12 protein-coding genes and 1 pseudogene are annotated in these 11,337 nt (G+C 66.7%); 12 read left to right on the top strand and 1 reads right to left on the bottom strand.

Annotation, left to right across the window (positions count from 1 at the left end; all coding sequences use genetic code 11):
• The 10 genes and pseudogenes from eccCb to AC2VOG_RS06385 all read left to right on the top strand — a co-directional run.
• The coding region (eccCb, locus tag AC2VOG_RS06340) for a type VII secretion protein EccCb (RefSeq protein ID WP_486939065.1) at positions 1 to 2,820 on the top strand (2,820 nt) is incomplete at its 5' end.
• Complete coding sequence (locus AC2VOG_RS06345) at positions 2,817 to 4,022, top strand: type VII secretion-associated protein (RefSeq protein WP_486939066.1); 1,206 nt, start codon at positions 2,817 to 2,819, stop codon at positions 4,020 to 4,022. The genes eccCb and AC2VOG_RS06345, both read left to right, overlap by 4 nt.
• A gap of 112 nt (positions 4,023 to 4,134) precedes the next feature.
• On the top strand, positions 4,135 to 4,434 hold the full coding sequence (locus tag AC2VOG_RS06350; protein ID WP_486939075.1) for a WXG100 family type VII secretion target: 300 nt from the start codon (positions 4,135 to 4,137) through the stop codon (positions 4,432 to 4,434).
• A gap of 10 nt (positions 4,435 to 4,444) precedes the next feature.
• Positions 4,445 to 4,750 (top strand): WXG100 family type VII secretion target, encoded by a 306-nt coding sequence (locus AC2VOG_RS06355; RefSeq protein WP_486939067.1) that lies wholly within the window; start codon positions 4,445 to 4,447, stop codon positions 4,748 to 4,750.
• Between the two features lie 363 nt (positions 4,751 to 5,113).
• A complete protein-coding gene (rplM, locus tag AC2VOG_RS06360; protein ID WP_486939068.1) occupies positions 5,114 to 5,557 on the top strand; it encodes a 50S ribosomal protein L13 in 444 nt (147 codons plus the stop codon).
• A complete protein-coding gene (gene rpsI / locus AC2VOG_RS06365; protein WP_486939069.1) occupies positions 5,557 to 6,024 on the top strand; it encodes a 30S ribosomal protein S9 in 468 nt (155 codons plus the stop codon). The genes rplM and rpsI overlap by 1 nt, the downstream gene beginning before the upstream one ends.
• 99 nt (positions 6,025 to 6,123) lie before the next feature.
• Positions 6,124 to 7,461, top strand: coding sequence for a phosphoglucosamine mutase (gene glmM / locus AC2VOG_RS06370; protein WP_486939070.1), 1,338 nt, complete (start codon positions 6,124 to 6,126; stop codon positions 7,459 to 7,461).
• A 94-nt stretch (positions 7,462 to 7,555) separates the two neighbouring features.
• Positions 7,556 to 7,858, top strand: coding sequence for a type VII secretion target (locus AC2VOG_RS06375; RefSeq protein ID WP_486939071.1), 303 nt, complete (start codon positions 7,556 to 7,558; stop codon positions 7,856 to 7,858).
• A gap of 13 nt (positions 7,859 to 7,871) precedes the next feature.
• Positions 7,872 to 7,967 (top strand): annotated as a pseudogene (locus tag AC2VOG_RS06380) (hypothetical protein); the annotation flags it as partial.
• A gap of 1 nt (position 7,968) precedes the next feature.
• A complete protein-coding gene (locus tag AC2VOG_RS06385) occupies positions 7,969 to 9,258 on the top strand; it encodes a hypothetical protein (RefSeq protein WP_486939072.1) in 1,290 nt (429 codons plus the stop codon).
• A 6-nt stretch (positions 9,259 to 9,264) separates the two neighbouring features.
• Here AC2VOG_RS06385 and AC2VOG_RS06390 read toward each other — a convergent pair whose 3' ends face one another.
• Positions 9,265 to 10,107 (bottom strand): dienelactone hydrolase family protein, encoded by an 843-nt coding sequence (locus AC2VOG_RS06390; protein WP_486939076.1) that lies wholly within the window; start codon positions 10,105 to 10,107, stop codon positions 9,265 to 9,267.
• A 176-nt stretch (positions 10,108 to 10,283) separates the two neighbouring features.
• On the opposite strand from AC2VOG_RS06390, the gene AC2VOG_RS06395 reads away from it, so the two are divergent.
• Both AC2VOG_RS06395 and AC2VOG_RS06400 read left to right on the top strand, forming a co-directional pair.
• A complete protein-coding gene (locus tag AC2VOG_RS06395; RefSeq protein WP_486939073.1) occupies positions 10,284 to 10,616 on the top strand; it encodes an Mtp family mycobacterial-type pilin in 333 nt (110 codons plus the stop codon).
• Between the two features lie 116 nt (positions 10,617 to 10,732).
• On the top strand, positions 10,733 to 11,337 hold a 605-nt coding region (locus AC2VOG_RS06400; RefSeq protein WP_486939074.1), incomplete at its 3' end, for a class II glutamine amidotransferase.

Here is an 11,337-nt window from a genome sequence, read left to right on the forward strand (position 1 = left end):
GGCGTTACGGTGCTCAAAGTGGACTGCGGCGACGGTCATCCGGTGGTGGTCACGGGGAGCGGCGAACAGACCCTCGCGCAGGCCGATCAGCTGAGCCGCGCCGCGGCGTTGGTGTGCGCCCAACGACTCGCCGGCTATCGGCCCGCCCGCCCGGGCGCGGTGTCAAACGCGACCAGGTGGCAGGACCTGATCGGCATCACCGACATCGGCTCGTGTCCGCCGGATGCGGACCGGAGCATTCTCGGCTCCCGGGGGTTTCTGCGTGTGCCAGTCGGCACCGACAGCAGCGGTGCGCCCGTCGAACTGGACATCAAGGAGGCGGCCGCCCACGGGATGGGTCCACACGGTCTCTGTATCGGTGCAACGGGTTCAGGGAAATCGGAGTTTCTGCGGACGGTGGCTCTGGGCATGATCGTCCGGCACTCGTCGGAAGAGCTGAATCTGGTGCTGGTCGACTTCAAAGGCGGCGCGACATTTTCTGGACTCGAACCCGCGCCGCATGTGGCCGCGGTGATCACCAACCTGGCCGACAAAGCGGCGCTGGTGACGCGGATGCGCGATGCCTTGATGGGCGAGCTGAACCGGCGTCAAGAGGTGCTCCGCGCGGCGGGCAACCTCGAAGACATCTCGGTCTATCAACGCAGACGCCAGGTGGATGACCAGCTGCGCCCGCTGCCGGCGTTGTTCGTCATCGTGGACGAGTTCTCCGAATTACTCAGCCAGCATCCAGATTTCGCTGACGTCTTTGTTGCGATCGGCCGATTGGGCCGATCGCTTGGCGTCCATCTGTTGCTGGCGAGCCAGCGTCTGGATGAGGGCAGATTGCGGGGATTGGAATCACATCTGTCGTATCGAGTGTGTCTGAAAACGCTGTCGAGCAACGAATCCCGCACGGTTCTGGGTACCTGTGAAGCCTACGAACTTCCCGCGACACCGGGTGCAGCGTACTTGCGGGTCGGTACCGATGCGCCCGTGCGGTTCCAGACGGCGTTTGTCTCGGGTTCCGTCGAGCCGCCATTGGCGATCCGCGCTTGCGGGACGTCGAGCCATCCTGAACTCGCACCTGCGGTCCGATTGTTCACCACCGAACCCATCGGATCCACTATGTCCGACCCCGGCGAGATCGCACTCGGCGAGCGCAAGACGGTGTTACAGGCGATCGTCGAACGGTTGTCGGGAAGCGGCCCACGAGCGCATGAGATATGGCTACCACCACTCGGAGCGTCCCCCACCCTGGACGCGCTCTTGCGGCCCGGCGAACCAGGTCGGCCATTGACGGTTCCGGTCGGCGTCGTTGACCGCCCTTTCGAGCAACAGCGCACGCCGTTGGTTGTTGACTTAGCTGGGGGCGCAGGCAATGTCGCGGTAGTCGGTGCACCTCGATCCGGCAAGTCCACGGCACTGCGTACGCTGATCACCGCGCTGGCGGTCACCCACGATCCGCGTAAGGTGCAGTTCTACTGTCTCGATTTCGGCGGCGGGTCCTTGGCGTCGCTGCGAGACTGGCCACACGTCGGCTCCGTAACCGGCCGCGGTGACCCGGAACGTGTCCGACGCACCATCGGGCGACTCTGCGCTCTCCTGCGGGCCCGGGAGGCGCTTTTTCGTGAGTGCAACATCGACTCGATGACCGACTATCGGCAGCTGATGGCGGAGCGGGATCCACGCTGTGATCGGTTCGGCGATGTCTTTCTGGTCGTTGACGGCTGGCTCAGTCTGCAGCGCGAATGCGAGATGGCCGAGCCCTGGGTGACATCGCTTGCCGCAGAGGGCCTCTCCTACGGTATCCACGTCATGTTGTCCGCCACGCGATGGCCAGAAATTCGAGCCGCGTTGCGTGATCAGGTTGGAACCCGGATCGAGCTGCGCCTGGGGGATCCGGGGGATTCCGAATTCGATCGGCGCCGGGCCCACCAGGTTCCAGAGGAACGACCGGGGCGAGGGCTCTCCCACGAAGGATTGCACATGGTGGTCGCACAGCCGTGTTTGGGCATCGGTGCCGCTTCGAGCGTTGGGGACATGCTGCGGGACCACAATCACGGATGGCGGGCGCCGACGGTGCCGGTGCTTCCCAAGCGGATCGACCACGCCGCTGTGGTCGACGGCGCCGGTCCGCTGCTCGCTGGCGTCATATTGGGCATCGAAGAGACCGAGCTTGCGCCACTGGCAATCGATTTTGCGCAGCAGCCACATCTGTTGGTGCTGGGCGACAACGAATGCGGTAAGACGGCGACGTTGCGCACGCTGTGCAGGGAACTACTGAGAACCAAGACTCCCGCGGAGTGCCAACTGGTCATCGTCGACCCGAGGCGCTCGCTGCTCGGTCTGGCCGGACACCAGAGCGGGATCCGGGGTAAACACCTTACTTCCGCTGACGCGGTAGCCGAGGCAATGTCGCATCTGGTGGAACTGTTGCGCCGACGCATGCCCAGCTCGAATACCAACCTGATGCAATTGCGTGACCGGTCCTGGTGGATAGGGCCGGAAATCTTTGTCGTGGTTGATGATTGCGACCTGCTCGGTGGTGCCGGCGTCAGCCCCCTGGCTCCGCTGGTGGAGTTCTTGCCGCATGGCAGAGACGTGGGTCTGCGTGTTGTGGTGGCCCGCCGCAGCGGCGGTGCGGCGCGCGCCATGTTCGAGCCGTTGCTCGCGGGGCTTCGGGACGCGGGTTGTGCGACCCTGCTGATGAGCGCATGTCCGGACGAAGGACTGACGATCGGCCCGGTGCGCCCGTCACAGTTACCACCGGGGCGCGGCGTACTGGTGTCACGTCGTAGCGAGCCGCAAACGATCCAAGTGGGCTGGATACCGGAGCAGTGAGAGCGCATCTGATCGAAATCGGCCCGACCGCAATCCGCCGATTGTGCTGCGGTGGAGCCACAGTCGCTGACGTCGAGGTCGAGCGGGCCGCGTTCGAGAGCATCGATGACGGTGTGGCGCTGGTCGACCGGCAACCGGTCACCGTCGGATCGTTATGGAAAGCCATGTTCGAGTCGGTTGATTGCCGTGCCGTCGGACAGGTCACGGTCGTGCGCCCATCCTGGTGGTCAGCGCCACGCGTCGGCGTCGTCGACGCTGCGGCGCAGGCTCTGGTGGGCCATGCCGAGGTGCGGCCGAGGTCGTGGTTGCTGAATCGCGCGGCCCCGTCAGTAGAGGATGCGGTAATTGTCGAGATCACTGAGGATTTCGTTGTCGTCCTGGGCGCGTTGACGGCGGCGCAGGCCCGACGAGTTGAGGTCGGGGTAGTCGCCGAGGCGGTCGCGCAATCGATTCTGACAATGGTGTCGAGCGCGGCCGGGACCGTGGTCATCGACGCGCCCGCAACTGTCCGAGGGGCGAGAACGCTCGCGACGACGATTGCCGCAAAGTTGTCGAATTCCGCCGCAGTGGCGGTCGCGGTCGTCGATGACATCCACCTGAGAAGGCTTGCCGGAGAGCTGAAAACGCGCGACGAGAAACCTCGTGCGCTCAACCGCCTCGGTGTGCCGGGCAGGAGCCTGCGGGCGCTGACGTCGGTGGTGCTGGTGTTCGGTGCGTGTGTTGGCGCGGGCGTGCTGCACCGTCGCCCCGCACCGCGCGCGACCGGCTACTCGCCGACCGCCTTGGTCGTGGAAGGCCATGTTGCACTGGAGGTTCCGGCGCAGTGGCCGATGCGTCGAGTGGTAGCAGGGCCAGGCTCGGCGCGGGTTGAGGTCACGTCCCCCGCGGACCCAGAAGTGGCGTTGCATGTGACCCAATCGCGCGTCGCCCTGCCGGGGTTGGAGGCAACCGCGGAGTTCATCAAGAGCGCAATAGACGCGGCTCCGGCCGGCGTGTTCGTCGACTTCGACCCGGCGGGGCGGCGGGCAGGACACCCGGTAGTGACTTACCGGGAGGTTCGGGCCGGCCACGACATCCGCTGGACGGTCTGGGTCGACAAGGCGGTCCGGATCAGTATCGGATGTCAGAGCCGAAGCGGTCGCGACGACGCCGTGAATCAGGAGTGTGAGCTTGCCGTCCGGTCGGCACGGGCCTGGAACTGATTCTGGCGGGAACCCGACAGCCCCGGCACGAGTCTTACTTTTTGTGAGCACGGGAAGGGCCGTGGCCGTTGACGAAGGAGGGCACGTGGGCGCACCGGTGGGCGGCAACGCACTGAGCACTGATTTCGACGTGATGCGCGCGGTCGCTGCGGCCATCGATACCCGTAACGAGGAGATTCGGGCGGGGCTGCAGGCTTTTATCGGCCGCATGAGCGGTGTGCCGCAGTCGGTGTGGGGTGGGCTGGCAGCGTCGCGGTTCAAAGACGTCGTGCATCGGTGGAATGCGGAGTCGACGAAGCTGCATCAAGCGCTGCACGGTATCGCGGAGACCATTCGCTACAACGAAGTCGCGTTGCGCGATGCCGCCGAGGACCACGCGCGGCGCATCGGCACGGCGGCCGGGCATCTGTGAGGTGTCGGTGATGGATCCGCGACTGTCATACAACTTCGAGGAAATCGAGACTGCGGTGCGCCAGGAGATCCACTGCGCGTCGACGACGTTCAACACGGCGCTGCGCGAACTCCAGTCGCAGGTCGCGCCGCTGCGCGAATTGTGGACCCGCGAAGCCGCCACGGCGTACGGCGTCGAGCAGGTCAAGTGGCACCAGGCCGCAAGTGCGCTCAACGAGATCCTGGTCGACCTCGGAAACGCCGTCCGCGACGGCGCTGAGGATGTCGCGGCCGCTGACCGACGGGCCGCGGGCCTATGGGCGCGCCACGGTCGGTGATCGCCCGAGGACTCTGCGCGGTTCCGTCGGTAAGGAGAGACCGACGGAACCGCGCAGTTATTTCGGTGCCGTCTCGGCTGTGATAGCGCCGGTGGACACAAAACGAAAAACAGGCGTCCACTGAGCCAGTGACAGCAGTGATTCATGCGACGGATGAGGCGCGGCGGTCCAGGATCTCGCCGTCGGACGACGCATTTTGACCTGCGCGGATATCCGCCGGTAAGCTCCTGAAGCTGGTGTGCGGAACGCCGGGACTCGGGTCGATGTCGGTCGCCGAGACGCTCCCTCCGTACACGCCTGACCGGCACCCGGTCCACCGGGATCCACAACGGGGTCGAAGACCCGAAAGAGAGAGGTAAGCGCGTGTCCACATACGTGCCGAAGGCGGGTGACACCACGCGGACGTGGTACGTCATCGACGCCCAGGACGTGGTGCTCGGCCGCCTGGCCGTCGCGGCAGCCAATCTGCTGCGCGGCAAGCACAAGCCGACATTCACGCCCAACACCGACGGCGGTGACTTCGTCATCATCGTCAACGCCGAAAAGATCGCCCTGAGCGGCGACAAAGAACACAAGAAGCTGGCCTACCGTCACTCGGGTTATCCGGGCGGGCTCAAGAGCCGCACGATCGGCGAGTTGCTGGAAAAGCACCCCGACCGGGTGGTCGAGAAGGCCATCGTCGGCATGATCCCCAAGAACAAGCTCGGCCGTCAGATCAAGCGCAAGCTGCACGTCTATGCCGGTCCGCAGCACCCACACGCTGCCCAGCAGCCGACTCCGTACGAGATCAAGCAGGTGGCCCAGTAATGACCGAAGCAATCGAAACCGAGGCAGCCGAGACCGTCGAGGCCGCCGCCCAGGCACCGCGCGAGAACTCCGTTTTCATCGAGCGCCCGATTCAGACCGTCGGCCGCCGTAAGGAAGCCGTCGTGCGAGTTCGCCTGGTGCCCGGCACCGGCAAGTTCGACCTCGACGGCCGCAGCCTGGAGGCCTACTTCCCGAACAAGGTCCACCAGCAGCTGATCAAGGCACCGCTGGTCACCGTGGACAGGGTTGACGCGTTCGACGTGTTCGCCCACCTCGACGGTGGCGGTCCGTCCGGTCAGGCCGGCGCGCTGCGTCTGGCGATCGCCCGGGCACTGATCATTGTCCAGCCCGATGACCGACCCGCGCTGAAGAAGGCCGGCTTCCTCACGCGTGACCCGCGTGCCACCGAGCGTAAGAAGTACGGCCTGAAGAAGGCCCGCAAGGCGCCGCAGTACAGCAAGCGCTGATCGAGGCGGCGATCACGGCCGCGTACCAGTTGGGTGGCACTCCGGCGAATCCTCATGTCGTGCGTGTGCGCGGTCACCAACTGTGAGAGGTTTGACCGCATGGGTCGACTATTCGGCACTGATGGCGTCCGAGGGGTTGCCAATCGCGAGCTCAACGCCGAGCTCGCGTTGGCCCTCGGCGCCGCGGCTGCCCGCCGCCTGACCAGGGTCGGCAGCGGACGCAGACGGGTCGCGGTGATCGGTCGCGACCCCCGTGCCAGCGGCGAAATGCTGGAAGCCGCGGTGATCGCCGGCCTGGCCAGCGAGGGCGTCGACGCGTTGCGCTGTGGTGTGCTGCCGACGCCGGCCGTGGCCTACCTGACCCACGCCTACGACGCCGACTTCGGCGTGATGATCTCCGCCTCACACAACCCGATGCCCGACAACGGCATCAAGATCTTCGGGCCGGGCGGGCACAAGCTCGACGACGCGACCGAGGACCAGATCGAGGATCTGGTCGCAGGCGGGCCGGGTCTTCGACCCGTGGGCGCCAGCATCGGCCGCGTCATCGAAGCCGAAGACGCGTTGGACCGCTATCTGCGCCAGCTCGGCAAAGCCGGCACCGTACCGCTCGACGGGCTGACCGTGGTGGTCGACTGCGCACACGGCGCCGCCTCGATCGCCGCGCCGGGTGCCTACCGCGCTGCCGGTGCGCAGGTCATCGCGATCAACGCCGAGCCCAACGGGTTGAACATCAACGACTGCTGCGGCTCGACCCATCTGGAGGTGGTGCGGGCGGCGGTGCTGGAGCACGGCGCCGATCTCGGTCTGGCGCACGACGGCGATGCCGACCGCTGCCTGGCCGTCGACGCCGCCGGCGAAGTCGTCGACGGCGACGCGATCATGGTCATCCTCGCGCTGGCCATGCAGGAGGCCGGTGAACTGGCCGGCAACACGCTGGTCGCCACCGTCATGAGCAACCTCGGGCTGCACCTGGCGATGCGGGCGGCCGGTGTCGAGGTCCGCACCACCAGCGTCGGTGATCGATATGTGCTGGAAGAACTGCGATCTGGCAAGTTCAGCCTCGGCGGCGAGCAATCCGGACACATCGTGCTGCCCGCCCTGTCGACCACCGGCGATGGCATCCTGACCGGCCTGCGGCTGATGTCGCGGATGGCGCAGACCGGGAACTCGCTGGCCGGTTTGGCTTCCGCGATGCATACCCTGCCGCAGGTGCTGATCAACGTCGACGTCGCCGACAAAGCCGCCGCTGTCGCCGCGCCGTCAGTGCAGTCCGCCGTGCAGCAGGTCGAGGACGAACTCGGCGATACCGGTCGAATCCTGTTGCGACCCTCGGGAACCGAACAGATGATCCGGGTGATGGTGGAAGCCGACAACGAGCACGTCGCGCACCGGCTCGCCGCCCACGTGGCCGACACGGTGCGAGGTACCCGCTAGCTTCCGAATCTGCTCGGCTCCTCCTCGGGCCGCTCGCGGCCCGCATCGTCGCCCTCAATGGAACCGTCTCACGTCTCGTTGCGTCGAATCTGTTATGGCACAACGAGAAGCATTCGTCGACGCTGCAGCTGTGCATGCCGTCGCGAACCGATTTGACGACGCGGCACATCTCATCGACGGCGCGGTGCGCGCCCATTTGGCCCGACTGGCTTTCGACGGGACCACCGCAGGGCGGGCCTACATCGGCCAAGGTGACGCGCTGGGGTTCGCGCTGCATCGGCTCAGCGGCGAAGTTGCGCAGTGGGCGCGGGCCGGCATGGAAGTTGCCGCGACGCTGCGGGCCGGCGCCGATCGATACGCCGACGCCGACCAGTTCGCCGCCGCGCGGATCGGATGATGGCGGCGTGTCGTCGACGATGCAGAGCGCAGTGATGAGGTGGGGACACGCCCCCTCGCCGCGGTGCGGCTGGTGGTACCCCCACCCGCTTGCGGGGGAGAGCGGTACAGGTGGCTGATAAATACGACCTGGCGGCCCGGCTGGCCGAGGGCAACGCCGCCGTGGATCACATTCAGACCTATGTGCAGGCTTGTCAGACGCTCGGTTATCACCAGCCCGACCTCACCGCGCACGCGTCGCAGGTGGCCGATTGGTACGACACCGAAGCGGGGCTTGACCTGCGGGTGCTCCAGAGTGACGTCGCCGAGCTTCGGTCCGCGGCCACCGTGATCGACGAGGCGCTGTGGGTGCAGCGCACACAGGTCAGCGACCTCGCGGCGGCGTGGCGAGGTTCTGGTGCCGGGTCGGCCGCGCGGTTCCTGCAACGGCACTGCGATGCCGCCGAGGAGGTGGCGGCGCATGTTCGGGACGCTGCGGCGCAGTGCGACGCACTCCTCGACGCCGTCTGGCGGACGGTCGACGGCAAGGTCGCCACCACCGTCGCGATCGACGAACGCAGCGCGGTGCAGCGCTCGGACTGGCTGGCCGCAGGGCAGGCGGTGATTGCCGGTGATCGATCGACGGCCGAAGTCATTGTTCATCGGCAGGTCATGCCGTTTGTGGACAACGATATTCGCAATGACTGGCTCGCGGCCATGAGCGCAGCCAACGCATCCGTGGCGGCGTCCTACGATACGGCCATCCACGCGTTGGCCTCGACGCGCGACGTGCGGTTCGACATCCCGGGTGACCTGGGCCCGGTTTGGCAGCCGGCAGACGGTCCGGTCGTGCCGCCGGTGATATCACCGCCCAGCAGCCCACCGCCGACCATGCCCGCTGCGGCGTTGCCGGTTCCCGAAGCGCCGCAGCAACTTCCGCCCGACGACTCCGAAGCTTTGCCGCCGGATCCGCCGGCTCCGCCTGGCGAGGCGGCCGGGTTGCCCTCAGGCGCAGGTGGTCTCGGCGGCGTGGCCGGTGGAATCGGCAACGTGATCGGCAGCATCGTGGACAGCATCGGCGGGTTGCTGGGTTCGCTGGCCGGCGGGTTGGGCGGAGGCGCCGACAACGACCCGACCGATCTCGATGACGATGACGATGACGACCCGGCCCGCGATGACGCCGACAACCGTGAGGCGGTCGCGGATGACCCCGAACCGGGCCCCCTCGACGAGGACGTCGCACCCGATGCGCCTGCGGTCGAAAGTCCTTCGCCGGCAACCGAGGCCGTCGCGGAACCGGCTGCGCAACCCGGCGACACGCCCTCCGATGCGGCGCCGGCCGAGGATCAGCCGCCGCCGACGGCTGACGGATCGACGCCGTGCGAGATTGCCGAGGATCAACTGCCGCAGGCCGGGCAGTGAGCCGGGTCAGCCCTTGATCAACGCGACGAACTTTTCTTCGGGCGTCAGGGCGGCGGTTTCGTCGCCGACGGGCAGCGTCTTGGGTAGCTGCACGTCTGGGTCGGCGAAGTCGCGATAGGCTTTGTCGCCGCTGAGCGTGTAGAGCAGGTAGCCGGTGAGTAGCGCGCGAATTGCCTTGCGCGTTTTGCGATCCGAACCGCCCAGCCCGAACGCCGCCGTCAGCCTTCGCCCCTCGACCAACCCGTCGGCCTTGGCCTTGTTGACGATTCGCAGCGTCGCGGTGTCCCAGGACTGCCAGAGCTCGACCGCATTGGAGCGCAGCGCCTTTGCCGAACCCGGCGCGCTGAACACCACACCGGGCACGCGCAGTGTCGAGGCCGGCTGCTCGGCAGACGGGGTGGTCACAGCCGGAAATATCGCGGCCACCGCTTGAGGCTTGGCCTGCATCCCGGCGGCGGCGAACACCGCGGCGGAGGCCCCGAAGCCGTGGCCGATGATGCCGACCTTATCGGGATCAACGCTGATCTTGCCTGGGCCCAATCGCACTCCGCTGGCGATGTCCAGCGCGGACCCCAGATCGAAGGCGAGGTTCAGCACCGAGGGCGCCACCCCGCGTTCGGTGTCGGGGGCCACCGCGACGATCCCCCACGACGCCAGGTGATCGAGCAAACCGGCGTACCGTGCGACGCGGGTCAGCCAGTCGTGGCCGAATGCCACGGCGGGTAGGTGCAAACCCGCCTCAGGCGTGTAGACGACGCCGGGTAAGCCGGCGAAGGCCAAATCGCCGCGCAAGACTTTGTGCGGGCCGGGTCGGCTCAGGGGGCCGACCAGCTTGCGGGTCTTTGCCACTCGATGACGGTAGCGCACGTCAGTCCGTACCGGGCTGTCGCCGCTGGGCGCGGCGGTCAACGGCAATCGTCCGCCGTATTCGAACAAGTTCAATACAAAGGTCATTCACAGCAACTCATAAGAAATTAAGGGAGCTAACGCTGTAGTCGGGGGCGCCCGAGTGGTACGAAGACACAGTGACAAACATCAAACACATCGCGGCTGCGGCCGCGATCGCCTCGGGTCTGGGACTCGCCGGCCTCGGCGCCGCGAGCGTCGCCGGGGCCATGCCCATGGCCCCGCTTCCCGACTATCACTGGTGTCCCGGGCAGTCCTGGGACCCAGGCTGGGGTGACAACTGGGATCAAAACCGCTGTCACGACGACAACTACTTCGACGGGGATCCGCACGACCAAGGTCACTGGCACGGCCAGGGCGGTTGGCACGACGACGGTGGCCCGAACAACAACGGCGGCCCGGGTTGGAACAACAACCAAGGTGGGAACGGCTGGAACAACCAGGGCTGGTAAGCCGGTCAACAGTTTCCATCCTGACACAGGTCAGATGCGTGCAGCCGTCTCATTCGGGCGGCTGCACTGCTGTCTAAGGGGTTTGTGACCGCTCACATCCACTATCCTGGCGGGCTATGTGCGGAATCGTCGGCTACGTCGGGTACCAACCCGCCCTCGACGTGGTCGTCGAAGCGTTACGCCGGATGGAATACCGCGGGTACGACTCGGCCGGTATCGCGCTGGTCGACGGGGCCGGTGAGCTCACCGTTCGGCGCCGGGCCGGTCGGCTGGCCAACCTGGAAAGCGCGCTGGCCGAGACCGATCCGGAGTCGCTGCGCGGTTCCACCGGTGTGGGGCACACCCGCTGGGCGACGCACGGCCGTCCCACCGACCGCAATGCTCATCCGCACCGCGACGCCGCAGGCAAGATTGCCGTCGTCCACAACGGGATCATCGAAAACTACGCGCCGCTGCGTCAGGAACTCGAAAACGCCGGTGTCGAGTTCGCCAGCGACACCGATACCGAGGTGGCCGTGCACCTCGTCGCCACGAATTATCAGCACGGCGCAACCGCGGGCGATTTCACCGCGTCGGTGCTGGCCGTGCTGCGCCGCCTCGAGGGCCACTTCACCTTGGTGTTCGCCTGCGCCGACGAACCGGGCACGATCGTTGCCGCGCGCCGCTCGACACCGTTGGTGGTCGGTATCGGCAAGGGGGAGATGTTCGTCGGCTCCGACGT

The sequence above is a fragment of the Mycobacterium sp. TH-M11 genome (genome assembly GCF_057473725.1).